Here is a 26,094-nt window from a genome sequence, read left to right as displayed (position 1 = left end):
CTCTAAATGAATTTTTTATCCTGAAAAGAATAGCAAGATGTGATAAAATCACGATAAACTAACCAGTTATAAAGCTATTTCTAATAATTTTTTAGAAATAATATAAATTATAATATTAGGAAAAATTAGTTCAATAGTATAGTTAAAAATAAAATGATAGAAGTTTAAATACGAAATAAAATCAACATAGAAATTTAAAAAAATAATTGCACGAAATTATCAATTTCCTACTTATCAAATAAATATAAATATAATTTATTGATTTCTGGAAAATAATTATATTATTTTATATAATATCACAATTTATTAATTTCTTACGCGAAAATTTTTATTCTATTTACTTTATATAATATCATAGATTAAATTACATCATTTTATTATGTGATATTTTTTAGAATTATGATATTAACATAAATTTAATTAAATTTAGATTTAAAATTTTTATTTTCTAAAAAAGTAGCGATTGAAATACCATATAGCCAAGATATGATTAAACGATATAATATTACCAACGAAACAGGACCGATAAATAATCCAATCATGCCAAATGCAAGTAACCCACCTACTACGCCTAATAAGATAAGAAAAGTAGGTAAATCTGATCCTATGCGTATAAAAAAAGGTCTTAATATATTATCTAATATAAAAACAAAACAACTCCAAATTAATAATACCGTACCCCAAGTCGTATTACTGTTCCAGTAAAGCCATATAACAGAAGGTATTAAAATCGGTAAAGGACCTAATTGTATTAAACAAGAAAAAACAATTAAAATCATTAATAATGTCCAATATGGAACACCGGATATTAATAGTCCTATACCAGATAAAAAAGCTTGAATTAAAGCTGTAACAACTACACCTAATGCAACTGCTCTAACTGCTTGAACTGAAAGTGCAACAATAGCATATCCATTTCGAGAATTGATTCGAAAAGCCAATTGACGAATATAATTGCTAATTTTTTCTCCATTCCAATATAATAAAATACTAAATAATAGCATTAATGTTAAATGTACAATAAACAAACCAAAATTCTTAGCTTGAATGATAAAAAATTCAGTTGTACGTCCCATATATGGTTTAACTTCTCGAATTAATTCGCCTCCATCACTGTCTAATAATTCTTGATAGCTAATAAATATTTTTTTGCCAATAATAGGTATGTCTTGAAGCCATATTAATTCTGGAAATTCTAAAGTATTCGAACTAAACCAGTGAATTAATGGAATACTAGTTTTAATTAAACTATTTACTAAAAAAACAATCGGTATTATAAATAATAGCAATAAAATTACAATCATACTAATAACAGCAATTAGTCGTTTACCACCTAAAAACTTTTGTATTTTTAACATAAGAGGCCAAGTTGCAATGACAATCATACTAGCCCAAGAAAAACCAAGTATAAAAGGTTGAGCAATTAAAAAACTTGTAATACTTATAGAAATAATAAATATTAGTGATAAAATAAACTGCGATAAATCCATTGTTTCTTTTGGATTTTGCATATAATCGTTTCACCTCAATATTTTTATATTATAAATAAATTTGCAAAACGAATTTGTACTATATAATCTTTTTAATTTAAATAATTATAACATTAAAATTTATAAAATAATTAATAAAAATAATTTTCTTAAAACATAGAAATATTCTATATAATTATATTTCTATATATTTATGTATACTTAAAATAAAAAATATGAAAATAAAAAAAATAAGTACATATTTACCAAATCAGAATAAATGGAAAGGCATTTATATCACTGATAATGCAGCAAAACAAATTTTATTTTTAATTAGCTTAAATAAAGAAAATAAGGGGATAAAAATAGGAATAAAGAAATCTGGATGTGCAGGATTTCGTTATACAATGAAATTAGTAAAACATAAAGAAGTTATAAAAAAACAAAAAAGTACTGATATACTATTTAAGTGCAAAAATATTAAAGTATATATTTCTTTACAAGAAATAGTATTTTTAGATGGAATTAAAATTGATTTTATAAAAGATAATATTAACTCAATTTTTAAATATTATAATCCTAGGATAGAAAAGTTTTGTGGTTGTGGAGAAAGTTTTTCAATTGATTGAAGAATATTAAATTAATTTAAATCATTCTTTTCCAAAAAATAAGACAATGATTTTTTTTCCCTCTAGAAATTAGAGTATATTGATTAAATAATTTATCATTTTCATTAAATACATGATTTTTATTTGTTATTTTTTTAGTATTAATTGAAATAGAGTGTGATAAAATCATATTTTTTGCTTGAGTACGAGATTTAGATAATGAAGAAAATACCAATGCTTCTTGTAAATCTTTCATTTTATAAACTTCAAGTACGGGTATACCATCTTTTTTTAATTGTTGTAAATCAGATATTTTTATATCTTCAATATTTTTAAAGAAAAGTACATTTGTGATTCTTTCTGCAGCTAACAAATTTTTTTCTCCATGTACTAAAGAAGTAATTTTTTTAGCTAATAAAGCTTTATCATAAATAATTTGGTTATTTATATTTTTATTTTGTTCTCTTCTCTTTATTTCCTTTAGATCCATAAAAGTAAATAATTTTAAAAAATAGTAAACATTAGCATCATCTATATTCATCCAAAATTGATAAAACTTGTACGGAGAAGTTTTTTTAGGATCTAACCAAATAGTTCCTGATTCTGTTTTACCAAATTTCATACCATTATTTTGCATAAGCAAGGGGACAGTTAAACCATAAGCCTCTCTTTTAGATAATCGATGTATTAAATGCATACCTGAAGAAATATTTCCCCATTGATCAGAACCTCCAATCTGCAAAGATACTTGATGTTTTTTATTTAAAATAAAAAAATCATATGCCTGTAATAAATTATATGAAAATTCCGTAAAAGAAATACCTTGTTCCACTCTCTGAATACGTTTCTTAATAGCTTCTCGATTAATCATCGTATTAATCGAGAAATGTTTTCCAATATCACGTAAAAAAGATAAAATATTAATTTTTTTAAACCATGAATTATTGTTCAATATAAGTGCACTATTAGTACCACAATTAAAATCTAAGAAAAATGAAATTTGTTTAGTTATTTTTACAGTCCATTTATCAATTACACTTTCTTTGCTTAAAAATCGTTCCTTTTTTTTAAAGCTAGGATCTCCAATCAGACTTGTTGCCCCTCCTATTAGTACAATAGGCTTATGACCCGCTAATTGAAATCGTTTTAACATCATCAAGGGAAGTAAATGTCCTATATGTAAACTTTCTTCAGTAGGATCAAATCCGCAATAAAGTGAAACGACATTTTTATTCAAGAGTTCTTTAAACTTTATTTCATTTGTAATATGAAATATTAATTTCCTCTTATGTAATTCATCAATTAAATTAATTTTATTCATTTAAATCCTTGTCTAAAATGTTCTAAAAAAATTTTTATAAAAATATTTTAACCTCTTTTTTATTGAAAATAAAGAAAATATAAAAGTATAAAAGAAAATTAAGAATATTTTATTTATAAAAAATATACTATATTTAGTTCACATCCATATCTACAAACCATTTAACATTTCTTGATATATCAAAATTTTGAACAATATCAAGTGATTCTTGAAGTGCATTTTTCAGATAAAGACCTGAAGAACAATGTATTGATAACTGATAAAAATATTTTTTTTTATTTTTTGATAAAAAATTTGGATATGGTCCAAAAAACCAAAAAAAAACATTATCTTTTTTAGATTTTTTCTTTAAAATAAAACGTATAAATTTTAAAAAAATAAAACTTTTTTCAAAAATTTTACTTTCAGAATAAAGAGTTGCTTGAATACTCCAAGGAGGTAAAAAATGTTTTTTTCTTGCAAAGAAAAGATTACGTGCAAATGAAAAGTAATCAATATTATTTAATTCTAATAAATATTTATTATTAGGAAAAGATGTTTGTATTAATATTTTTAATAGTTTTTCATTTTTTCCAATTAAATTAATTAAATTAAAATAAAACTGTAAAAAGTATTCTATAGCACGGAAATGAAATGAGAACAAATAATGATCAACATTTACTAAAGCGATAAATTTTACATTAGGAAAGTAATAATTATAAACAATTTTCTCAGTAGTAATAATCAGACAGGGTGAGAAATTAGGAAATTTAAAAAATTTTATTTTTAATTGTTTTGTTTCAATATTTTTAATATTAAATAAAAAAAACAATGGTATAGTATAAAAAATTTTTTTTAAGCTAGTTTTTATTGTTTTTAGACCAAAATTAAATACTTTTAAAGAAAAAAATCCACAAATAAAACAAGAATATGGTTTTTTTAAACTAATAATACAATTTCGACAAAATAAAAAATTGTCATACTTTTTTGTTTCTAGGTAGTTGTTACAAATATGACATTTTGCTATCCATTTGCAATTACTGCATACTACACCAAATAAAAAAAAACTAAATTTATTAAAAATTAATAATACTGAATTATTTTTTTTTATATTATTAAAAATTTCGTTAATTAAAGTCCAAGATAAACCAAACTTTATTTTCTCTTTTTTTAAATCAATAATATTATTTTTTAAAAAAATAAATTTTTTCTTGTTAACAAAATTAATATAAGAACATTTTTTATGTAAAATATTATGCAATGTTTTTAAAGAGGGGGTATTAGAATCTAAAATTATTGGAATTTTTTCTTTATAGGCTCTTAATACTGCTATATCTCTAACGTTATATTTATATTTATCTAAATTTTTATACTTTAAGTGATGTTCTTCATGAATAATAATCAATCCTAATCTTAAAAATGGAAAAAAAATACTATTTTTTGTTCCTATGATAATGTTATTTTGACCATTTTTTGTTCGCAACCATTTTTTTAAATATATTTCATCATTTAATTCAGGATGAATAATATCAATACGTATATTAAAATATTTTTTTAAAAAAAATAATATTTTATATATATCCTTAATAAAGGGGACCAAAATTAAAATTTGTAAATTTTTTTTTAAAATTTCTTTAATTAATCCTAAATAAAATTTTATTTTTAAAAGCAAACTAGTTTTAGTTATTAACCAAGATGAAAAACAATTTTTAATTAAAATTTTATTAATGGGGGTGATAATTTTTTTATTTAAAAAAAAATTTTTTTTGATTATATGATTAAACCCAATACAGAAGACATTTTTATAGCAAAAAAATTTTTTGAATTGCTTCTTAGAAATGGATTCTATTATATAAAAATTAAACAAATAAAATTGTTCTATATCTTGATTGTAAATACCATGTTTATTTGGAAAAAATATAGGACAAAATTTTGTTATTATTCTTATTAAATTAAATTTATTGGTATTCTTCTTTTTAATTTCACTTAACGATATAGAATAATTATAGTTTGTATTATTTATTAAAAATATTTTTCTTAAATATTTAGGCAAAATTGAAAAAAGAACATTTCCTATAGGAATATAATAATATTTACTTAACCATGTTAAAACACGTAATAAAACATCATTATAAATTGATTTTTTATCAATAGATGATTTAATAAATTGTAAATTTATTTCATTTGTATTTTTTTGATTATAAAACGACATTACAATTCCTATTGTATCTTTAGAACGAAATGGAACAATGACACGTCCTCCAATAATAGGAATCATAGATTTAGGCATAAAATATTGAAAACATTCTCTAATTGGAACAGGTAAAACAACTTTTACAATAATCACTTATGTACCTATAAAAATTTAATATTTATTGTTTTTTATTAAATTCACATAATTTTTTTATTAAACATATTTTACATTTTAATTGACGTGCAGTACAAATATATCGACCATGTAAAACAAACCAAAAATGAATGTTTTTCTTAAAAAGAGATGGTACAACTTTTAACATTTTTTTCTCAACATCAATTACGTTTTTACCTTTAGCAAATCCAGTTCGATTAGCAACTCTAAATACATGAGTATCCACTGCGATCGTTTTTTTTTGAAATAATATATTTAAGAGAATATTCGCTGTTTTTCTACCTACTCCAGGCAAAGATTCTAATGCACAACGATCTGATGGAATTTGATTTTTATATTTATTTATAATTAACAATGTACTATTTATAATATAAGAAGCTTTTCTATTATTTAAGCCGATACTCTTAATATAGTGTCTTAATTTATCGAATCCTAAATTTAGGATATCTTGAGGAGTATTCGCAACTTTAAATAAAATACTAGTAACTTTGTTAACCATTATATCAGTAGATTGCGCAGATAAAATGACCGCAATAAATAATTCAAAAGCGGAAGAAAAAATTAATTCTGTATTAGGATTAGGATTATTTTTAAAAAATAAAAATAAAATTTCATAACGTTTTTTTTTATTCATAAAATTTTTTTAATTTACAAGATTGTAAACAATTTTCATTATTTGTTTTATTTTTTCTTAAATCTAAATAATTTTTAAAAGCAATTAAAAAACCTAATATAAAAAAACCACCTGGAGGCAAAATTGCTAAAATTATTGTATATTTTTTATCTATTAGCGTAAAACAAGATAAATCATTTAAAAATTTAAAAATTTTATTTATACCAAACAAAAAAGTTCCATTTCCTAAAATTTCACGTATAGAACCAACTACAAACATTGCCAATGTTGATCCTATTCCTATTGATATGCCATCTAAAAAAGAAATAAAAATAGAACTATTATAAGCAATAAAATCTACTCTTCCAACAATAATACAATTCGTTACTATTAATGGAATAAAAACACCTAATGATTGATATAAACTAAATTGATAAGCATGTAACAACATTTCTATACATGTTACCATTGAAGAAATAACAATCATATAAATAGGAATTCGAATATCTTTAGGTATAAAAAGTTTAAAAATCGAAATAATAACATTTGTAATAGTTAATATAACGGTAGTTGTTAATCCTAATCCTATAGCATTAACAGAATTTGTGGTCATAGCTAAAACTGGACATAAACCTAAAAGTTGGACTAAAGAAGAATTATTTTCCCATATTCTATATTGTAAAAATTTTTTTAGTTTCATATATATATTTATTATTTTTTTAATGAAAACATTAACGGTATTTCCTTAATAAAAAAAACTGTTCTATTTACAGCATTAGCAACTGATTGAGGTGTAATACTGGCTCCTGTAAATTGTTCAATTTTTCCTCCATATTTTTTTAATAAAAAACTCTTATCTTTTAAATTAACTACATTCATATTATTAAATTTAGTAATCCAATTAGAAATAGAAATATCAATTTTATCTCCAATACCTGGAGTTTCTTTGTGAGATAAAACTCGTACACCAATAATTTTTCCATTGAAATAAGCTGCAACTAAAATAAAAATAGATCCAGAATATCCATCAGGTGCAACAGTTTCAACAATAGCAGCTTTTGCTACTTTATTTTTAAAAAATAACCACAAATTATGATTTTTTTGGTCTCCTAATAATTTATTTCGCACGAAAAAATGTTTTTTTTTAAAATTATAATATAAATTAGAAGGGATAATTTGTTTGAAAAGAATATTTTTTTCTTTCTCTTTGTGATCTATTATTTTTTTTTTTGTGATGTTATTAATATACATTATACTAGATAGAGAAAAAATAGAAAAAAGAGTCATTAAAAATGCATTTATTATTATTTTCTTTAAAAACTTCATCGATTTTTATGACCATATCCAGATGTTTTAATATAATTATCCATTAATGGAACTATCATATTCGCAAATAATACTGAGAATGCAATACCATCTGGATAATCACTATAATTTCGAATAATCCATACTAAGAAACCAATTATTATACCAAAAATTATTTTTCCTATTTTCGTAGCAGAAGTAGTAACAGGATCTGTAGCAATAAAAAAAGCACATATCATTGTTCCTCCTGAAAAAAGATGACATAAGGGAGAAAAAGAAATATTTTTTGAACAAAAAAAACTTAAACTTGAAAAAAATACCAAACTAAATAAAAAACTAAATGGAATACGCCAACAAATAATTTTTTTATATAATAGAAACAAACCTCCCAGCAAAAAACTAATATTTATATAATTCCAAGCGACTGAAATACATTTTTGTTTTTCTAAAACTATTTTTTTATTTATAGATTCGTCATAATTAAAATGAGAATTCACTTTAAAAACACTTAATGGTGTAGCTGACGTAAAATCATCAGGATGAAATTTTAAATTTACATCATACAGACTTTTTTTATATAAAATTAAATTTATTGATTGTTTTATATCGTTATAAAAAGATAAAGACAATTTTTTTTCATTCCAAGAAGACATATACAAGGGGAACGAGATTAATAATATAGCATAACCAATCATGGCTGGATTAAATATATTTTGTCCTAAACCACCATATAAATGTTTTGAAATAATAATAGAAAAAAAAGAACCAAAAATTATCATCCACCAAGGAAGCACACAAGGAATACTAGATCCCAGTAAAACTGCAGTTAAAATAGATGAATAATCAAATAAAATATTTTTAATATTTTTACGTCTAATTATTAAAATTATCATTTCAAAAAATAAAGAAACAATTATAATTGATAAAATTTGTATTAATACCCCATATCCAAAAAAATAAATTTCAGTTAAAATTCCTGGAATACAGGATAAAATTACTAAAATCATTATTTTTTTAACGCTATATGTATTAGATATATAAAGATTCATTTTTTTTTCATTTTAAAATTTTATTTTTTATTTTTGCACGTTTTATAGCGTCTTTTAACATCTTTTTTCTAATATTTTTTTTATTAATTATAGATTGTTTTGACAAATCTTTAATTTCGGAATAAATATTTGTTTTTTTTATATTAATTAATTGATTTTCTGAAGAAAAAATTTTTTTTTCACTTAATAATCTTTTTTCTCTTTTTTTAAAGAGATATGAAAATAATTCTTTTCGTTTCTTCTCTAGATTGATACTGCTTTCTATTTTTTTTTGATCTATAAAATACTTAACCAACGGGATATTACTAGGACAAACTTTTTCGCATATTTTACATTCAATACAATCTAAAAAATGTAATTTTTTTAATTTTTGAGAATCACTACTTTTACAATATATAAAAATTTCTTGGGGGAGCAAATTAACTGGACATAATTCTACACAATAACCGCAGTTAATACATGGATATTCAATTATTTTTTTGTCTTTTTTTTTTATATAAATACAATTTGTATTTTTTTGTATTGAATAATCTGAATTAGTAATGATATCCTTCATAAAAACGCCTCCTGAATATATTATTTTATTTTTTATATCAATCTTTAAATAATTTAAAATAAAATCAATAGGAACTCCTATTTTTATAAAAAAATTTTTGGAAAAAACTTTTTTATCCTCATTGTGAAAAGTTATAATACGATGAATTAATGGTTCTCCATTAATAATAGATCTTTTAATAGCATATATAGTAGTTATATTAAAAATAAGATATCCTAGATCCAAAGAATGTTTTCCCGAAGGAATGTCTATTCCTATTAAAGATTTAATAAGTATTTTGCTACTTCCACCAGGATATTTTTTTTTTAAAATACAAATTTTAAATAATGATATATCTTTAATAAGATTTTGAATTTTTAAAATTAATTCTAATTTATCTTCTTGGATAGCAATTAAAATACATTTGACTTTGGATATCCAAGCTACAATTTTACATCCTATTAATATTTCGTGAATACAATTTTTTATAAGACAATAGTCAGCAGTTATACATGGATCACTTTCAACTGCATTTACAATTAATGTATGTACTTTATTAAGACTTAATCTTAATTTTTCAGCAGAAGAAAATCCCCCTCCTCCGAGACCAATAATTCCTGATTGATCAATAATTTTTATTAATTTTGTAGGACTATATTTTGTATAATTCTTAATAGTTTTTAATCTAATCCAATTATCTAAATAATCAGATAAAATTATAATTTTTATTTTTTTTTGATTAGTATTAGATATATTTGAATCAAAATCTATATTTTTTATCCAACCTGAAGTAGGTGAATGAACAGGAACTGTTTTGTTGCTACCAAAAATTAAAGGTTGTCCACACAACACTTTTTGACCGACTTGTACTCTTAAATTATTTTTTTTAAAATGATCATATTTTATATAAATATAAAATTCTTTAGGATTAGGAAAATAATTTAAAAAATATTCTTCAGGATTATTTTTTAAATTCACACATTTTATTCCACCGCTAAAATTATATTTTTTTTTATTTATTTTTTTTTTTATAAAATTTTTTATTTTTTTATAATATTTTATAAAAAAAATATTGAATAAAAAATGCATTTTTATCATTTGATATAATTCTTAAATTATTTTTATACAATCTGTTGGACAGTGTAATAAACAAATATTACATCCAGTACAAAATTTTTGTAATACTGTATGAATAAAATTAGGGGATCCAACTATTGCATCTACTGGACAAAAAGCCGCACATTTAGAACACCCAACACAATTTTTTTCATCAATCAAAACAGTTGTATATTTTTTTTTTTCGTTATAAAGTTTTATATTGTTATCTAAATATTTATCTATTTTTTCTATATTCAACAAATTAGAAATTTTTAATATTAATTCTTTTCCTCCTGGAATACATTTGTTAATTTTTTCATTTTTATTGACTATTGCTTCTGCGTAAGGCAAACATCCAGAATAACCACATTGTGCACATTGACTTTGAGGTAATAAATTATCTACTAAAACTACAACTGAATTTTTATTCACTGGAAAAATATATTTAAAATAACCTAATATTATACCTAATAAGAACGACAAAAAAGAAAAAACCAAAACAATTATTATAGACATAATTATATTTTTATTAAACCTCTAAAACCCATAAAAACAATGGACATTAAACTTGCAGTAATAAGAACAATTGGAGCTCCTTGAAATACTAAAGGAATATCAGATAATAATATACGCTCGCGAATACCAGAAAATATTAGCATAACTAAACTAAATCCTAAAGAAGCACTAACTCCATAGCATATCGATTCTAAGAATGTATGATGCAAATAAAGACTAAATAATGGGATAGCTAAAACAGCACAATTAGTTGTAATTAATGGAATAAAAATACCAAGCAAACGATAAAAAAAGGGACTTATACCACGTAAAATAATTTCTAACAATTGTACACCAAAAGAAATAATTAACATATATACTATAATTCTTAAATAAATTAAGTTAAGTGGCAACAAAATAAAAAAGTTAATAAACCATAGTAAAATTGTTGATATTAGAATAACGAAAGTAGTCGCCAGACTCATTCCAAAAGATCTTTCTATTTGGTTAGATGTACCTATAAAAGGACATAAGCCAAGAAATTTTACTAAAATAAAATTATCAATTAATATATTTGATATAATCAAAAAAAAATAACTTTTCATTTTAAATTCCATAATATTACTTAAAATATTATAAATAACAGTAAAAAATAATTATTTAATTAACGTAGAAATATTATTTTTGATTAAACGTTCTGTGGTATCTACAATTATTTGAGTATAAAAATCAATTTCAATATTAACTAAATCTCCAATTTTTTTATTTCCTATAGTAGTCGAAGATAAAGTTTCTGGTATAATGCTAACACAAAATGTATTTTTAAAAATATCATTCACAGTTAAACTAATTCCATCAAGACAAATAAAACCTTTATAAAAAATATATTTTGATAAGTGATCATCTTGTAATTGACACCACAAAATATAATTGTTATCTAATTTTAATATTTTAAAAATTTTAACTGTATTCATAATATGACCAGAAATGATATGACCTCCCATTTCATCACCATATTTTAATGATCTTTCAATATTAACATAATCACCTATCTTTAAAGTTCTTAAATTAGTATTTTTAAGTGTAATATACATTACATCAAAAAATACATAAGAATTATTAATATTTTTTACAGTTAAACAGCATCCATTATGCGCAACTGAATCGCCTATCTTTAGATATTTTAACAAAATATATGGAAAGTTTAAAACATAAGTATGAAATTTTTCTTTCTTATCTATAGATATTACTTGTCCTAATCCATGTATGATACCTGTGAACATAATTTTTTTTCCTTAAAATTAATATTATTAATTTAATAAATTTAGCTTTTATTAAAAATATAATTTTTTATAAATAAAAATTTGTATATTATATTAATAATAATATATAATTATAAAAAATTAAAAAATATAATATTTACTCAATATTCTACGTTCGTAGCTCAATAGGTTAGAGCAATACTATGACATAGTAAAGGTTAGTGGTTCAAGTCCACTCGAACGTATTAAAAAAATATTTTCTTCGCAAATAAAATGTATTTAATTAAAAAAATTATTTTGAAAAATAAAAAGAACTTTTTTTTAATAGCATATAGTGGTGGAATAGATTCCACAGTTCTTTTATATAAAATGATCAAAATAAAAAAAAACTATCCTAAAATACAAATACGTGCTATCCATATTAATCATAATATCCAATCATCTTCAAATCAATGGGAAGAACACTGTATAGAAGTTTGCCAACACTCCCATGTACCATTAATCCTCGAAAAAATTAATACAAAATTTAAAAAAAACGTTGAAGAAAAATTAAGAATTGAAAGATATAAAATTATTTTTAATCATTTGATGCCTGATGAAATTTTACTTACTGGACATCATTTGAATGATCAATGCGAAACATTAATTTTATCTCTCAAAAGAGGTAGTGGTCCTACTGGATTATCTGGTATATATTCAGAAAGATTTTTTGGTCAAAAAAAAATAGTACGTCCATTTTTAAAAATAAAAAAAAAAGAACTTGAGCAATGGGCTAATCATAAAAAAATAAAATGGATTGAAGATTTTAGTAATTTAAATATTAATTATGATCGCAATTTCATACGTCATAAAATTATTCCAATATTAGAAAAACGTTGGCCTTTTTTTTTAAAAAATTGTTCTCGTACAGCAATGATATGTAGTGAAGAAACTAAGTTAAAAAATATTTTATTGAAAGAAAAAATTAAAAATTTTATTAATTGTGATACATCTTTAAATTTTTCTTTCTTCAAAAATATGAAAAAAGAAATATGCACAGCATTAATTCGATACTGGATTTCTTTAAAAAATATAAAAATGCCATCATATAAACTAATTGAATGTATTTATAATGAAATAATATTTAGCAAAACAGATGCTAATCCAAAAATTATTATAAAGAAAAATGAAATTAGACGCTATAAAAATTCTCTTTATTTTATAAAGACCCAAAAAAATATTAATAATAGATTAATATTTTGGCACAACCAAAATAAAAAATTATTTCTTCCTAATAATTTAGGATATTTAATTCAAAACAATAAAGGTTTTGTTCTACCTGCTCCTAAAAAAAATGAATTAATTAATATTCGTTTTCAATTTGAAGGAAAAATTCTTATTATAGGACGAGAAAAACGAAGAAAAATTAAAAAAATATGGCAGGAATGTAATATACCTCCTTGGTTAAGGACACAAATTCCACTATTATTCTATAATAATCATTTTATTTCTGCTATAGGTGTATTTGTTATAAATAGAGAAATGTATAGTAGGGAAACAGAAATTCAAAAAAAATGGATTATTTCTTGGATAAGTGATATTGAGATAAATAGTAATAACTTATTTTTATTTCATTAAATTAAAATTATATCTTAAAAGATATATTCTATTTTACTCGTATTAAATAGATAATTTTTCAATTATATCTGTATTAATTCTATTGTATAATTTTGAAAATTTTTTTATTTTATGAGATAAAAGCGGTTTTTTTATACTCTCCCACGTTAAATTAATAAGCAAAAAAAATTCTGTTTTTCTTGCTAAATCTGGTATTATTGGTTTCAAAAAAATCATAACTAATCTAAACAAATTAATACCCATTGTACAAATCATATGTAATTTATTAAAATTTTCTTTTTTTATTTTCCATGGTTGTTGCTTATTAATATATTGATTTGCAAGATCTAATAATTTTACGCATTCTCGAATGATTGCGCTAAATTCTCGATTTTCAAAAAAATTAGAAATTTTTGTACTTATATCAACAAAATGATTATATAAATCTAAATTATCTAATGAACTAGAGAGATAGCTATCAAAAAATTTATGAATAAAACTGCTACTTCTTGACGCAAGATTTACTAATTTATTTACAATATCAGTATTAATTTTTTGAATAAAATCTTGTAAATTAATTTCAATATCATGAATATTGTTGTTTAATTTACTTGCGTAATAGTAACGCAAACTATCTGAATCAAAATTCTTAATCCAATCTGATGCTGTAATCAAAATACCTCGAGATTTTGATAATTTTAATCCATTGATAGTAAGATGACCATGTACAAATATACCATTAGGTTTACGAAAAGAAGCAGCTTCTAATATTGCAGGCCAAAATAACGTATGAAAATAGATAATATCTTTACCGATAAAATGATATAATTCACATTCTGAATCTTTTTTCCAAAATTCACTAAAATTTATTTTTTTATTTTTGTTGCAAAGATTTTTAAATGCACTTATATAACCAATTGGAGCATCTAACCAAACATAAAAGTACTTATTAAAAAATTTAGGAATTTTAAATCCAAAATATGGACCGTCTCGTGAAATCCCCCATGATTTTAGTCCTGATTTCAACCATTCTTCTGTTTTTTTTATAACTGATTTTTCTAAAACACCTGATTTTATCCATATCTTTAACATTTTAGTAAAAACAGGTAAATTAAAATATAAATGAGTTGTATTTTTTAAAATAGGAGTTGTATTGGAAATCACTGAAAGAGGATCAATTAAATCTGTTGGTTCATATATTGAACCACATACTTCACAATTATCTCCGTTTTGATTTTTTGCATAACAGAATGGACAAATGCCTTTTATAAACCTATCTGGTAAAAAAATTTTCTTTACGTTATCATAAAATTGAGAAATTTTTTTTTCATCAATCAATTTATTTTTTACTAAAGATGAAAAAATTTTTCTTAGTAAAAAAAAATTTTCTCTACAATGTGTGCTATGGTAGTTATCATGAGAAATATTAAATTTTGAAAAATCTATTATATGTTCTTCTCGAATTTTTTTAATTAATTGTACGGGTTTTATTCCCAATTTTTCAGATTTTAACATAATAGCCGTACCGTGAGCATCATCAGAAGAAATAAACCAAACTTCATGATTTCTCATTCTTTGATAACGAACCCAAATATCTGCTTGAATATGCTCAAGCATATGACCTATATGAATAGGTCCATTTGCATATGGCAAGGCACAAGTTACTAATATCTTTCTATACTTACTATGCATAAATTTATATTCTTTAAATAATTAATATAATATACAAAATATTGATAATCGTAAACTAATGATTTGAATAATTGCCTGTAAAATAAGTTTTATTTATAATGTAAATTTTTATTCTTCGTAAATTCGACTGGGTATTACACCATTTTGACTTTTATATTTAGATTCATTCCGAGAATTATAAGGACGTAAAACTGATTTAGAAAGCAATTCAAAACTTAGCACAGCAATTTTTATACCAGGAGTTAAAACTAATGTTAATTTTCCTGCATTAAAAATTTCTAAAACAATATTTCCATCCCAACCAGGATCAATGCGGTGAGATGTTAAATGAATCATCAAACCTAATCGAGCTAAAGAAGAACGTCCATCTAGCCAACCAACTAAATTATTTGGCAACTTAATACTTTCTAAAGTTAAAAACAATGCTAAAGATCCTGGTTTTAAAAAAAATGGTTTTTGTTTAGAAAAAATAGTTTCGTAACTCATAATTTTATTTAAATCTACAGCAATTCTTTCATGTGAACTGCTTAAATCAATGCAAGAAGCATTATGCTCATAAAAAACACGAAATTTATTACCAAGATGTATGTCAACAGTAATTCCATTAATTAACTCTTTTTTAGGTAAGGGTGTAATAACTAATTTTTTTTTATTTAACCATTCTTCAATGTCTGTATCACATAAGCGCATTTTTTTTCCTACAATGATATTGTATATGTTATAAAAAATAAAAAATTATATTATTAATAGCAGAAAGACATATTTTATTATCCTCTGCTATTTTAATAAAATAAAAAAATTTATAATTACTTTTTTTTTAATAAAATTTAATGTTATTTTAATAATTAAAGCTCTTTTTTAATAAACCAATTAGTATGAAAATATCCTTTTTTATCAATTCTTTTATAGGTGTGTGCACCGAAGTAGTCTCGTTGAGCTTGAATTAAATTAGCAGATGAAGAAACTGTTCGATAACTATCGTAATATGTTATCGCTGATGAAAAAGCAGGAATTGGAATTCCATGTTTTATTGCATGTATAGCAACACAACGTAAAGATTTTTCATATTGATTAGATATTTCTGAAAAGTAATTGGTTAATAATAAATTAGTTACGCTATTATCTTGAAAAGCATCTGTTATTTTTTCTAAAAAACTTGCTCTAATAATACACCCGGATCTAAAAATCTTAGCAATTTCGCCATATTTTAAATCCCATGAGTATTTTTCTGATGCTTTTTTTAATTGCGAAAAACCCTGTGCATAAGAAATAATTTTACCCAAATACAAAGCTCTTCTTACTTCTTCAATAAAATTTTCTTTATTTTCGAAAGATATAGGTTTTAAAGTAGGTCCTTTTAGTATCTTTGCAGCAAGAACACGTTGATCTTTCAGAGAAGATAAATATCGAGCAAAAACAGATTCTGTAATTAATGAGAGTGGTTCACGCAATTCTAAGGCATCTTTGCTAATCCATTTGCCTGTCCCTTTATCTTCTGCTTCATCTAATATAGAATCTATTAAGTAATGCGTGTTATTTTTTTCTTTTTTAAGAAAAATATTTTTTGTTATTTCAATTAAATAACTATTTAATTCACCTTGATTCCAATTGTCAAAAATATCAGATAACTCTTTATTATTTACATTTAACAAACTTTTTAATATAAAATATGATTCAGATATCAACTGCATATCACCATATTCAATACCATTGTGAATCATTTTAACATAATGACCAGCTCCATTTGGACCAATGTAACTAACACATGGCTCACCTTTAAATTTAGCAGATATTTTTTTTAAAATGGGAGAAATAAGTTCATATGCGCTTTTTGAACCGCCTGGCATAATAGATGGACCGTTGAGTGCACCATATTCCCCTCCAGATACACCCATTCCAATGAAATTGATACCATATTTTACTAAATCTTTGTTTCTTCTAATTGTATCTTGATAAAAGGTATTCCCACCATCAATTAATATATCACCCTGATTTAAATAAGGCAAAATAGACTGAATAGTTTCATCTGTAGCTTGACCTGATTGCACCATTAGTAAAATACATCTAGGTTTTTTTATTGAATAAACAAATTCTTTAATAGAAAAATATCCGAAAATTTTTTTTTCTTTATTACATTTTATAATGTTTTCCGTTACTGATTGAGTTCTATTAAATATAGAAACAGTATATTGTTTATTTGCAAGATTTAATGCTAAATTTTTACCCATAACTGCCATTCCTATAACACCAATTTCTTGCTTTGACATTGTTTTCTCCAGTTTTATATTCATATAACTTATAAAAAATATTTTTAAACCAATAAAGTTAAATCACATACACTTACACAATAAATGATATTACAACTATTTTCAATTTATCATTTTTTTAAAAAAAATATTTTTTAAAAAAATAATTTTCTTAATATATTGATTAAAACTGTTTTTTATTTTTTTAAATTACAAATAAAAGAAAATTAATACGTATATAAAAAAAATACGTATGTTAAATTTTATTGAATTTTTTTGAAATTGAAATATTATGTATGTAATATGAATTATTATGTATAATAAAAATTATCTTTTCTAAAAAAAATTAATAGTAACTAAATACCTATTTAATATAATTAATATTATAATTTTTTTGATCTTCTTGCTTTTAAATTTTCCACAACTAAATTAAAATTTAAATTCTGATCATGCAATAAAACTATTAAATGATAAATTAAATCTGAAGATTCATTGATAAGTTCATCTGGATCTTTTTGCATCGCTGCTAATATTGTTTCTACAGCTTCTTCACCAACTTTTTGTGCTATACGTTTTGTTCCAGATCGATACAAATTAGAAGTATATGAATTAGTTTCTATACCATATTTCTTTTTTTCTTCTATAGTTTCTTCTAATATGTGAAGAAAACCTAAATTATTTTTTTTCTTTAAAAAAAAACAACTTTTTTTTTCTAGGTGACATGTCTTGCCTAGGGGTTCAACTAAAATTAATAAAGTATCATAATCACAATCGGTAGTAATATCAACGACTTTTAAAAAGTTACCTGATTTTTCCCCTTTCATCCACAAACGTTTTTTGGTACGTGAATAAAAAGTAACAAAACCTTCTTTTTGAGTTTTTAAAAGTGCTTCTTGGTTCATATAGCCGTGCATTAAAACTGAATTAGATAAAAAATCTTGTATAATTACTGGCATCATGCCATTTGTTTTAATCCAATTTAATTTTAACAAATTTTCTTTTTTATTTAACACGTTCTGATCTCCATACCTTTTATAATTAAATAATCTTTTAATTCTTTTATATTTACTATTTTTTTATGAAATACAGAAGCGGCTAAAACACCATCTACATTAGCATAATACAAAGCTTCATAAAAATGTTCTATTCGTCCTGCTCCACCTGATGCAATTAATGGAACTTTACATTTTTTTCTAATTTGACATAATTGAAATAAATCATATCCACTTTGTAGTCCATCTTGATTCATCATATTTAAAACAATTTCACCAGCTCCATTATTTTGTACTTTTTCTACCCAATCTAAAGTTTCCCAAGTAGTTTGATAAGTACGACGAACATCACCTGTATATTGTTGTACCATATATTTTTTTTTATCTGTATCAAACCAGGAATCGATACCTACAACTGTACACTGTACACCAAATCGATCAGCAATTTTTGTAATTAAATCAGGATCAATCAACGCTGAAGAATTAATTGATACTTTATCAGCACCAAAAGATAAAATGTTCTTTACATCTTCTATACTTTTAATTCCTCCAGCTACACAAAATGGAATATTAATTACTTCAGCAACTTTCTGTATCCAACTTCTATCAACTAACTTATTCTCAGTAGAAGCAGTTATATCATAAAAAACTAGTTCATCTATACCCTCCTCAGTATATCTTTTAGATAAAGATAGAATATCACCAACAATTTTATGATTTTTAAATTGAACGCCTTTTACTACTACTCCATTATTTACGTCTAAGCATGCAATGATGCGTTTTGCCAACATTTTAGTGCCTCTTGTATTGTAAATTTTTTTTCTAATAAACTGCGACCAACAATAATACTACTAACTCCACTATTCTTTAAACATGAAATATCTTTTAAAGTTGCCACTCCTCCAGATGCTTGAAATTTTATATATTTAAATTTTTTAACAATTTCTTTATATAATATAGTATTAGGACCAGATAAAGTTCCATCTTTACATATGTCAGTACACAATACATGTTTTAATCCTGCTGGTTCAAAATATTCGACAATTTCCTCTAGAGTTAAATTTGTTTGATCTTGCCAACCATGTATTGCTATTTCTTTTTTATTATCTTTTATTACAACATCTAATGCTAAAATAATAGTATTTGATCCATATATTTTAAACCATTTTTTTACTTCTTTTTTATTTTTTATTGCGGAAGAACCTATGACGACTCTTTTCACTCCTAATTTTAAAAAAATATTGATATCGTCTTCAGTTCGTATTCCACCACCTATTTGTATAGGAATATTAGTACAAGAAATAATATTTTTAAAAATATTTAACTGTCTATTTTTAACATTCTTTGCAGCATCTAAATCAACTAAATGAATAGTTTGAACTCCACTTTTTTCGTAAATTTGAAAAAGTTTATATAAATTTATATTATATTTGGTTTGATTAGAATAATTTCCTTGATACAAACGCACTGGTTGTCCATTAATAAAATCAAAAGCTGGAATTATCATATAATTTTACATCTCTAAGAAATTTTTTAATAATAGGGATCCTACATTACCAGATTTTTCTGGATGAAACTGAACTCCAAAAAAATTATTTTTTTGCATAACAGAACTAAAAGAAAAACCGTATTTAGTTGTTGCTAAAGTGTATGTATTGACTGGTATAATATAACTATGAACAAAATAAAATCTTGAGTTTTTTTTAATATTTTTAAATAATGGATGTATACTATCAAAAGTAATATAATTCCAACCCATATGTGGTAAAGGTAAATTTTTATTTTTTAAAAGATATGTAAAACAATTGTCAAATACTCCAACAGTTTTTGTCCCTTCTCCTTCTTCGCTAAATTCAGAAAAAATTTGCATTCCCAAGCAAATACCAAGAATCGGCTGTGTTAATTTTTTTAAAATATTAATTAAATTTTTGTCATATATTTTTTTCATAGCAGCAGCGGCAGTTCCAACCCCCGGAAAAAAAATTTTTTTAGAATTAACAATCATTGAAGGATTAGAAGTTATTGTAGAAGAATAACCTAATTTTTTAATTGCAACTTGAATTGAAGTTAGATTAGCACAACCAGTATTAATTATTGTAATATCCACTTATAAAATCCCTTTTGATGTTGGTAATGTATTATCTTCTATTTTTACTGCTTGTCGAAGTGCACGTCCAAATGCTTTAAATAAACTTTCTACACAATGATGATCATTTTCTCCCTTCACATCAAGATGCAAAGTTATTTTCATAGAATAAGAAAGAGAATAAAAAAAATGTTTAATCATATCAGTATTAAGGTCACCAACCATTTTATGTTTAAACGTAGCATTAAAAGATAAATAGGGACGATTTGACAAATCAATAATACATTTTGCTTCACTCTCATCCATAGGTAAAACAAAACCAAATCTGGATATACCACATTTATTATTTAATGTTTTTAATAAAACTGTTCCCAAAACAATTCCTATGTCTTCTATAGTATGATGATCATCAACTCTTAGGTCCCCTTTTGCTATAATATGCATAGAAATACCACTATGAATTGATAGTTGTTCCAACATATGATCAAAAAAGTTAATACCAGTTTTAATATTACTATAATGTTCTAAATCTATCCATGCCTTGATTTTTATATCAGTTTCTTTTGTTTTTCTTAGTACTTCTGCATATCTATTTTTTTTTATAATTTCTTGAGTAATATTTATCCAATTAAAACTATCTTCTTGATATTGTATTCCAGTTAATTTAATATTTTTTGCTAATTCCATGTCACTTGTTCGATCACCAATAACATAACTACGTGTTTTATCTATTTTTTTATGTTGTAACCAATCTTTTAAAAGATTAATTTTAGGTTTACGACATTCACAATTGTCATGTGAAAAATGTGGACAAATTAAAACGTCTTCAAATACTATTCCTTCTGATTGAAAAATATTTAACATAAAAAAATGAGGAGCATTAAATTTTTCTAAGGGAAAGTTTTTAGTTCCAAGACCATCTTGATTAGTAATAATAACAAATTTATAACCAAATTTCATTAATTGACACAACGAAGAAATAACATATTTTTTAAACATAAGTTTTTCAATTTGATCTACTTGAAAATCTTTAGTTGGTTCATGAATTAAAGTACCATCTCGATCAATAAATAAAATTTTTTGTTTCATTAAAACCTCATTAAAAATATTATATTTTAGATAAATTTTTTAATTCTTCAATTAAACGAAGACATTCTTTATCTGATCCTATTGATATTCGCAGACAACCTTGTAAATTTATTTTATGATCTTGATTTCTTATAATTATACCTTTTTCCCATAAATGCTGAAATACTCTTTTAAACATATAAAATTTAACCAAAATATAATTGGCGTGACTATCAAAAATTTTTTTTACAAAGTTGTTTTTTTTTAATTTATTAATTAACCAAACACGATTTTTATTCAATTTTATAACTCTATTCTGCATATTTTTAATTTCATTTTTTTCTAAAGCTTGAATGGCTATATCGGTCACAACGGTAGATATTGGATACGGACTAATAACTTTATGTAAAATATTAATAATCTCTTCATTTGCCAAAGTAAAACCACATCTTATACCTGCTAATGCAAATGCTTTAGATAATGTTCGTAAAATAATTAAATTTGGAAATTCTTTTAAATAACTTACCATACTATCCTTAGAAGAAAATTCAATATAAGCTTCATCTATTACTACAAGACATCGATTAAATGTTACTTGTAATAAAATAATTAAATCTTTTTTAGAAAAAATATTGCCAGTAGGATTATTTGGATTACAAATATATATTAATTTTACTCCATCAAGACTTGCTTGAAGATTAAATAAATCTATTTTCCAAGTATTTTTTAAAATAGGAATTTCTTTTATTTTAACATTTGCAATTTTTGCATTTATAGCATACATATCATAAGTTGGAGGACAGTAAATTATTGCATCTTTTTTTGGTTCGCAAAAAGCTTTGATTAAAAGTTCAATTCCTTCATCTGCTCCTCTTGTAACTAGAATTTCTTTTCTAAACAAACCAACATAATCAGCATAAGCAGAAATTAAATTATTAGGTTGACATTCCGGATAACGATTAAATGATTCTACTCTACATTTAAATAGAGCAGACATAGGCGATTCGTTTGCATTTAACCATGTATCACCATGACCTCCAATTCGTCTAGCAGATTGATAGGGAGATAGATTTTGTATATTAATTCTAGTTAAATTATTTAAATTAGACTTCATATTTACTCCTTAAAAAATCCACTCTAATCTTCACAGCATTTTTGTGTGCTTCAAGCTTTTCAGCATCAGATAAGATTTCGAGCGTATTAGATAAATTAACTAATCCTTGAGAAGACAATTCTTGAATTAATATACGCTTTTGAAAATCACACAAACCAAGCGCAGAACTGGAAATAGATTTTCCATATGTAGGTAAAACATGATTTGTCCCAGATGCATAATCACCTGCTGATTCAGGTGACCAAGATCCTAAAAAAATAGAACTAGCATTTAATATCTTTTTTAATATTGACCTTGGCTCTTTGATTTGAATACTTAAATGCTCAGGTGCATAAATATTAGATATTTTTATAGATTGAGATATATCTTTTGTTAAAATAATAAAACTATTTTTTAATGCAATTAATATTTCATCTGACCTAGATAAATTATTTAATTGCTCATTAACTGACATAACTACTTTTTTAGCTAATTGACTGCATGAAGTTAATAAAATAACCTGAGAAGATATGCCATGTTCAGCTTGAGATAACAAATCAGCAGCAATAAAATCTGGGTTAGATGTTTGGTCTGAAATAATCAATAATTCTGAAGGTCCTGCTAACATATCTATTGCTGGTCCGTTAAAAATCGAGCTTACTTGTAATTTTGCCTCTGTTACATAATCGTTACCTGGACCAAAAATTTTGTCTACCTTAGGAATTGCTTTCGTACCAAAAGCCATTGCTGCTATAGCTTGAGCACCACCGATTTGAAATACTCTATTAACACCACAAATATGTGCTGCATAAAGTATTTTCTCACTAATAGGTGGAGGGGAACAGAGTACTATTTCTTTACAACCAGCAATTTTAGCAGGTATAGAGAGCATTAGAACAGTTGAAAATAAAGGTGCTACTCCGCTAGGAATATAGATTCCAACAGAATTCAAAGGAACATGGATTTGCTGACAACGTACTCCATCTTGAGTTTCAATATCTACTTGCGACAAAATTTGTGCTTTGTGAAAATAAGAAATATTTTTTTTAGCAACTTCTATGGCGTGTTTTAATGAAGAATTAACACGTGAAGAAGAAAATAAAATTTTTTCTTTAGAAATTTCAAAATCTTTAACATCAACTTTATCAAATAAAAAACTATATTCTTTTAAAGCTTTTTCACCTGAAATTCGAACATTTCTTATTATCTCATGAACTTTTTTTTTAATAGAAGCATTATTTTTTTTGATAGGTCTTGATAAAATACTTCTTTTTTTATTATCATTTAATTCATTCCAATTAATAATTTTATCAAAATATTTCATCAATTTTTTACTCCATCATTTTTTCAATTGGTAACACTAAAATTGAACTAGCACCTAAAGATTTTAATTTTTCCATTGTCTCCCAAAATAATGTTTCGCTACTTACCATATGCATTGCTACTCGACTAGTATCTCCTGCTAATTTTAACACAGTAGGTTTTTCTGCACCATGCAATAAAGATATCACCTCTTCTAATTTATCAACAGGAGCATGTAACATAATGTATTTAGATTCACGTGCTTTAATTACACCTTTAATACGAGTCATTAATTTATTAATAACTTCCTTTTTAGCAGAATTAATATCCCCTGTTTTGCAAATCAGGCATGCATGAGAACGAAACACAACCTGTACTTCACGCAAACCATTCGCTTCCAATGTAGCACCTGTCGAAACTAAATCGCAAATTGCATCTGATAAACCAGCTCTCGGTGCAACTTCTACAGATCCATTTAACATACAGGATTTAAAAATAACATTTTTTTTATCCAAATATTTTTTTAATAAATGAGGATAAGAAGTAGCAATTCTAAAATTTTTTAAAGATTTTATATTAACATATGGAGTATCAATAGGAATAGCTAAAGAGAGCCTACATACACCAAAATCAAGACGTCTTAACGTAATATAAGAACTTTCTAAATTTTGTGATGTGCGATGTAATAATTCTTCTTCGAGAACATTTTCTCCAACAATACCTAAATCAACTACACCGTCCATTACTAATCCTGGAATGTCGTCATCGCGTACTAACATAACATCAATAGGCATATTTTCAGAAAAAGCTATTAATTTTTGTTGTTTTAAATTAATTTTTATCCCACAATATGTAATTAGTTTAATAGATTCACTACTTAAACGACCAGTTTTTTGCATCGCTATACGAACACGATTATTATTAAACATCTTTAAACATCCTTCAAAAATTTTACATTTAATTTTTATACTTAAAAAAATATAATTCTAAATCTTTTAAAATAAAAAAACCCAAAAATAAAGGGTTTTTTAAAACATCATATTTATTTCAAACAATAAAATTGTTTATTTCAAATAAATACAATATATATTTTATATGACATCTTTTTTTTGAAAATAAAAATTTTTTATTTAAAAAATTTAGAATATTTATTTTTTTAAATTTATATTAAAAAATAAAATTTATTTAAAATAAGTGCATAATTAAAAATGAAAAAATAATTTTTTCATATAAATATTTACTATATTATATTAAGAATGTATTTCAATTATAGCGATAATTGCAGCATCATTTCCAAATGTTCTAGGTGCTTGATGAAAAGCGACTATATCGGGATGTTGAGACAACCAAAAAGGTATTTGCTGTTTTAAAATGTTTTTGCCGTATCCATGCATAATATGGGCACAAAAAATTTTTTCTTTATGACATATTGCAATTAACTGACCTAATTTTTTCCTTGCCTGATATTGATTTAAACCGTGCAAATCAAGAAAAATATCTGGATAGTATTGTCCTTTTTTTAATTTTTTTAATACATTAATAGAATTTTTATTCCGAATATAAGAAACTGGATTTTCTTTGAAAAAATCTTTTCTTTTATAAAAAGAAAAATAATTACTATGAATATCTTGTTCAAAAAGAATACGTTTGAATCTAATATTTTTATTTACCTTATTCAATCGAGAATGAAAGATAGTATCTTGTACTATTTCGCGCGTACCACTTAACCATTGACGAAATAAAATATTGCTATTATCAATAGCAAATTGTCGATTCTTATTCATAATTATTCATTACCAAAAAAATTAATAAATTTACATATTTGATCTAATATTTTTTTGATTATATAATTTAGTTTTTGTAAAAACAACAAATAAAAACTTGTCATTAGATATTATTTTTAAAAATATAAAAAAA

At 23.8% G+C, this 26,094-nt stretch carries 25 protein-coding genes and 1 tRNA gene; 3 read left to right on the top strand and 23 right to left on the bottom strand.

Annotated features, from left to right (window positions below):
• Nucleotides 1–416: 416 nt before the first annotated feature.
• Nucleotides 417–1,511, bottom strand: coding sequence for an AI-2E family transporter YdiK (gene ydiK / locus AB4W74_RS00630; protein WP_367682086.1), 1,095 nt, complete (start codon nucleotides 1,509–1,511; stop codon nucleotides 417–419).
• 194 nt (nucleotides 1,512–1,705) lie between these two features.
• Here ydiK and AB4W74_RS00625 point away from each other — a divergent pair, with 194 nt between their 5' ends.
• On the top strand, nucleotides 1,706–2,098 hold the full coding sequence (locus AB4W74_RS00625) for an iron-sulfur cluster assembly accessory protein (protein ID WP_367682085.1): 393 nt from the start codon (nucleotides 1,706–1,708) through the stop codon (nucleotides 2,096–2,098).
• A 16-nt stretch (nucleotides 2,099–2,114) separates the two neighbouring features.
• Here the strand turns inward: AB4W74_RS00625 and tyrS are convergent, their stop codons facing one another.
• From tyrS to AB4W74_RS00575, 10 genes are all read right to left on the bottom strand, one after another.
• On the bottom strand, nucleotides 2,115–3,398 hold the full coding sequence (gene tyrS / locus AB4W74_RS00620) for a tyrosine--tRNA ligase (RefSeq protein ID WP_367682084.1): 1,284 nt from the start codon (nucleotides 3,396–3,398) through the stop codon (nucleotides 2,115–2,117).
• A gap of 133 nt (nucleotides 3,399–3,531) precedes the next feature.
• Nucleotides 3,532–5,724 (bottom strand): primosomal protein N', encoded by a 2,193-nt coding sequence (gene priA / locus AB4W74_RS00615; RefSeq protein WP_367682083.1) that lies wholly within the window; start codon nucleotides 5,722–5,724, stop codon nucleotides 3,532–3,534.
• A gap of 25 nt (nucleotides 5,725–5,749) precedes the next feature.
• Nucleotides 5,750–6,379: an endonuclease III gene (gene nth / locus AB4W74_RS00610; RefSeq protein ID WP_367682082.1), complete on the bottom strand. Its 630-nt coding sequence runs from the start codon at nucleotides 6,377–6,379 to the stop codon at nucleotides 5,750–5,752.
• Entirely contained in the window at nucleotides 6,372–7,058 is a 687-nt protein-coding gene (locus AB4W74_RS00605) for an electron transport complex subunit E (RefSeq protein ID WP_367682081.1), read from the bottom strand. The genes nth and AB4W74_RS00605 overlap by 8 nt, the downstream gene beginning before the upstream one ends.
• Before the next feature lie 11 nt (nucleotides 7,059–7,069).
• Nucleotides 7,070–7,684, bottom strand: coding sequence for an electron transport complex subunit RsxG (gene rsxG, locus AB4W74_RS00600; RefSeq protein ID WP_367682080.1), 615 nt, complete (start codon nucleotides 7,682–7,684; stop codon nucleotides 7,070–7,072).
• Complete coding sequence (locus tag AB4W74_RS00595) at nucleotides 7,681–8,712, bottom strand: RnfABCDGE type electron transport complex subunit D (protein ID WP_367682079.1); 1,032 nt, start codon at nucleotides 8,710–8,712, stop codon at nucleotides 7,681–7,683. Before AB4W74_RS00595 ends, rsxG begins: the two co-directional genes overlap by 4 nt.
• Nucleotides 8,713–8,719: 7 nt before the next feature.
• Nucleotides 8,720–10,336: an electron transport complex subunit RsxC gene (gene rsxC / locus AB4W74_RS00590; protein ID WP_367682239.1), complete on the bottom strand. Its 1,617-nt coding sequence runs from the start codon at nucleotides 10,334–10,336 to the stop codon at nucleotides 8,720–8,722.
• A 21-nt stretch (nucleotides 10,337–10,357) separates the two neighbouring features.
• The gene (locus AB4W74_RS00585; protein ID WP_367682238.1) at nucleotides 10,358–10,855 is read right to left on the bottom strand and encodes an RnfABCDGE type electron transport complex subunit B; all 498 of its coding nucleotides are present in this window, start codon (nucleotides 10,853–10,855) and stop codon (nucleotides 10,358–10,360) included.
• Nucleotides 10,856–10,863: 8 nt separating this feature from the next.
• Nucleotides 10,864–11,445: an electron transport complex subunit RsxA gene (gene rsxA / locus AB4W74_RS00580; RefSeq protein ID WP_367682078.1), complete on the bottom strand. Its 582-nt coding sequence runs from the start codon at nucleotides 11,443–11,445 to the stop codon at nucleotides 10,864–10,866.
• A gap of 51 nt (nucleotides 11,446–11,496) precedes the next feature.
• Nucleotides 11,497–12,123 carry a riboflavin synthase subunit alpha gene (locus tag AB4W74_RS00575; protein WP_367682077.1) on the bottom strand — a complete coding sequence of 209 codons (627 nt, stop codon included), beginning with the start codon at nucleotides 12,121–12,123 and terminating at the stop codon, nucleotides 11,497–11,499.
• Nucleotides 12,124–12,273: 150 nt separating this feature from the next.
• On the opposite strand from AB4W74_RS00575, the gene AB4W74_RS00570 reads away from it, so the two are divergent.
• A tRNA-Val gene (locus AB4W74_RS00570) sits at nucleotides 12,274–12,347 on the top strand.
• Nucleotides 12,348–12,375: 28 nt separating this feature from the next.
• Nucleotides 12,376–13,719, top strand: coding sequence for a tRNA lysidine(34) synthetase TilS (gene tilS, locus AB4W74_RS00565; protein WP_367682076.1), 1,344 nt, complete (start codon nucleotides 12,376–12,378; stop codon nucleotides 13,717–13,719).
• Between the two features lie 42 nt (nucleotides 13,720–13,761).
• On the opposite strand, the gene metG is transcribed toward tilS, so the two are convergent.
• The 12 genes from metG to smrB all read right to left on the bottom strand — a co-directional run bounded on the left by metG (nucleotide 13,762) and on the right by smrB (nucleotide 25,961).
• Nucleotides 13,762–15,390, bottom strand: coding sequence for a methionine--tRNA ligase (metG, locus tag AB4W74_RS00560; RefSeq protein ID WP_367682075.1), 1,629 nt, complete (start codon nucleotides 15,388–15,390; stop codon nucleotides 13,762–13,764).
• A 108-nt stretch (nucleotides 15,391–15,498) separates the two neighbouring features.
• Nucleotides 15,499–16,080: a dCTP deaminase gene (dcd, locus tag AB4W74_RS00555; protein ID WP_367682074.1), complete on the bottom strand. Its 582-nt coding sequence runs from the start codon at nucleotides 16,078–16,080 to the stop codon at nucleotides 15,499–15,501.
• A 155-nt stretch (nucleotides 16,081–16,235) separates the two neighbouring features.
• Nucleotides 16,236–17,657 (bottom strand): NADP-dependent phosphogluconate dehydrogenase, encoded by a 1,422-nt coding sequence (gndA, locus tag AB4W74_RS00550; RefSeq protein ID WP_367682073.1) that lies wholly within the window; start codon nucleotides 17,655–17,657, stop codon nucleotides 16,236–16,238.
• Between the two features lie 362 nt (nucleotides 17,658–18,019).
• The gene (gene hisIE / locus AB4W74_RS00545; RefSeq protein WP_367682072.1) at nucleotides 18,020–18,649 is read right to left on the bottom strand and encodes a bifunctional phosphoribosyl-AMP cyclohydrolase/phosphoribosyl-ATP diphosphatase HisIE; all 630 of its coding nucleotides are present in this window, start codon (nucleotides 18,647–18,649) and stop codon (nucleotides 18,020–18,022) included.
• On the bottom strand, nucleotides 18,643–19,419 hold the full coding sequence (hisF, locus tag AB4W74_RS00540) for an imidazole glycerol phosphate synthase subunit HisF (RefSeq protein WP_367682071.1): 777 nt from the start codon (nucleotides 19,417–19,419) through the stop codon (nucleotides 18,643–18,645). Before hisF ends, hisIE begins: the two co-directional genes overlap by 7 nt.
• Complete coding sequence (gene hisA, locus AB4W74_RS00535; RefSeq protein WP_367682070.1) at nucleotides 19,389–20,135, bottom strand: 1-(5-phosphoribosyl)-5-[(5-phosphoribosylamino)methylideneamino]imidazole-4-carboxamide isomerase; 747 nt, start codon at nucleotides 20,133–20,135, stop codon at nucleotides 19,389–19,391. The genes hisF and hisA overlap by 31 nt, the downstream gene beginning before the upstream one ends.
• 6 nt (nucleotides 20,136–20,141) lie before the next feature.
• The gene (gene hisH, locus AB4W74_RS00530; RefSeq protein ID WP_367682069.1) at nucleotides 20,142–20,735 is read right to left on the bottom strand and encodes an imidazole glycerol phosphate synthase subunit HisH; all 594 of its coding nucleotides are present in this window, start codon (nucleotides 20,733–20,735) and stop codon (nucleotides 20,142–20,144) included.
• Nucleotides 20,736–21,803: a bifunctional histidinol-phosphatase/imidazoleglycerol-phosphate dehydratase HisB gene (hisB, locus tag AB4W74_RS00525; RefSeq protein ID WP_367682068.1), complete on the bottom strand. Its 1,068-nt coding sequence runs from the start codon at nucleotides 21,801–21,803 to the stop codon at nucleotides 20,736–20,738.
• 19 nt (nucleotides 21,804–21,822) lie between these two features.
• Nucleotides 21,823–22,896, bottom strand: coding sequence for a histidinol-phosphate transaminase (gene hisC / locus AB4W74_RS00520; protein ID WP_367682067.1), 1,074 nt, complete (start codon nucleotides 22,894–22,896; stop codon nucleotides 21,823–21,825).
• Nucleotides 22,886–24,199 carry a histidinol dehydrogenase gene (gene hisD, locus AB4W74_RS00515; protein ID WP_367682066.1) on the bottom strand — a complete coding sequence of 438 codons (1,314 nt, stop codon included), beginning with the start codon at nucleotides 24,197–24,199 and terminating at the stop codon, nucleotides 22,886–22,888. Before hisD ends, hisC begins: the two co-directional genes overlap by 11 nt.
• A gap of 7 nt (nucleotides 24,200–24,206) precedes the next feature.
• Nucleotides 24,207–25,106, bottom strand: coding sequence for an ATP phosphoribosyltransferase (gene hisG, locus AB4W74_RS00510; RefSeq protein WP_367682065.1), 900 nt, complete (start codon nucleotides 25,104–25,106; stop codon nucleotides 24,207–24,209).
• Nucleotides 25,107–25,427: 321 nt separating this feature from the next.
• Nucleotides 25,428–25,961 carry an endonuclease SmrB gene (smrB, locus tag AB4W74_RS00505; protein WP_367682064.1) on the bottom strand — a complete coding sequence of 178 codons (534 nt, stop codon included), beginning with the start codon at nucleotides 25,959–25,961 and terminating at the stop codon, nucleotides 25,428–25,430.
• Between the last annotated feature and the right edge of the window lie 133 nt (nucleotides 25,962–26,094).

Origin of the sequence: Buchnera aphidicola (Hyalopterus amygdali), assembly GCF_964059015.1 — a bacterium.
Lineage (GTDB): Bacteria > Pseudomonadota > Gammaproteobacteria > Enterobacterales > Enterobacteriaceae > Buchnera > Buchnera aphidicola_BN.
Note: the sequence above shows the minus strand (reverse complement) of the source record. Positions and strands in the feature narration are given on the sequence as shown.

Excerpts from the sequence above, each read along its gene's own strand:
- hisB (WP_367682068.1), bottom strand. The coding sequence starts at position 21,803 with ATGAAACAAAAAATTTTATTTATTGATCGAGATGGTACTTTAATTCAT.
- hisF (WP_367682071.1), bottom strand. The coding sequence starts at position 19,419 with ATGTTGGCAAAACGCATCATTGCATGCTTAGACGTAAATAATGGAGTA.
- rsxC (WP_367682239.1), bottom strand. The coding sequence starts at position 10,336 with ATGCATTTTTTATTCAATATTTTTTTTATAAAATATTATAAAAAAATA.
- hisC (WP_367682067.1), bottom strand. The coding sequence starts at position 22,896 with ATGAAGTCTAATTTAAATAATTTAACTAGAATTAATATACAAAATCTA.
- rsxG (WP_367682080.1), bottom strand. The coding sequence starts at position 7,684 with ATGAAGTTTTTAAAGAAAATAATAATAAATGCATTTTTAATGACTCTT.
- smrB (WP_367682064.1), bottom strand. The coding sequence starts at position 25,961 with ATGAATAAGAATCGACAATTTGCTATTGATAATAGCAATATTTTATTT.
- hisA (WP_367682070.1), bottom strand. The coding sequence starts at position 20,135 with ATGATAATTCCAGCTTTTGATTTTATTAATGGACAACCAGTGCGTTTG.
- AB4W74_RS00595 (WP_367682079.1), bottom strand. The coding sequence starts at position 8,712 with ATGAATCTTTATATATCTAATACATATAGCGTTAAAAAAATAATGATT.
- tilS (WP_367682076.1), top strand. The coding sequence starts at position 12,376 with ATGTATTTAATTAAAAAAATTATTTTGAAAAATAAAAAGAACTTTTTT.
- AB4W74_RS00625 (WP_367682085.1), top strand. The coding sequence starts at position 1,706 with ATGAAAATAAAAAAAATAAGTACATATTTACCAAATCAGAATAAATGG.
- tyrS (WP_367682084.1), bottom strand. The coding sequence starts at position 3,398 with ATGAATAAAATTAATTTAATTGATGAATTACATAAGAGGAAATTAATA.
- AB4W74_RS00575 (WP_367682077.1), bottom strand. The coding sequence starts at position 12,123 with ATGTTCACAGGTATCATACATGGATTAGGACAAGTAATATCTATAGAT.
- hisG (WP_367682065.1), bottom strand. The coding sequence starts at position 25,106 with ATGTTTAATAATAATCGTGTTCGTATAGCGATGCAAAAAACTGGTCGT.
- dcd (WP_367682074.1), bottom strand. The coding sequence starts at position 16,080 with ATGCGCTTATGTGATACAGACATTGAAGAATGGTTAAATAAAAAAAAA.
- ydiK (WP_367682086.1), bottom strand. The coding sequence starts at position 1,511 with ATGCAAAATCCAAAAGAAACAATGGATTTATCGCAGTTTATTTTATCA.
- AB4W74_RS00605 (WP_367682081.1), bottom strand. The coding sequence starts at position 7,058 with ATGAAACTAAAAAAATTTTTACAATATAGAATATGGGAAAATAATTCT.
- metG (WP_367682075.1), bottom strand. The coding sequence starts at position 15,390 with ATGCATAGTAAGTATAGAAAGATATTAGTAACTTGTGCCTTGCCATAT.
- gndA (WP_367682073.1), bottom strand. The coding sequence starts at position 17,657 with ATGTCAAAGCAAGAAATTGGTGTTATAGGAATGGCAGTTATGGGTAAA.
- hisD (WP_367682066.1), bottom strand. The coding sequence starts at position 24,199 with ATGAAATATTTTGATAAAATTATTAATTGGAATGAATTAAATGATAAT.
- nth (WP_367682082.1), bottom strand. The coding sequence starts at position 6,379 with ATGAATAAAAAAAAACGTTATGAAATTTTATTTTTATTTTTTAAAAAT.
- rsxA (WP_367682078.1), bottom strand. The coding sequence starts at position 11,445 with ATGAAAAGTTATTTTTTTTTGATTATATCAAATATATTAATTGATAAT.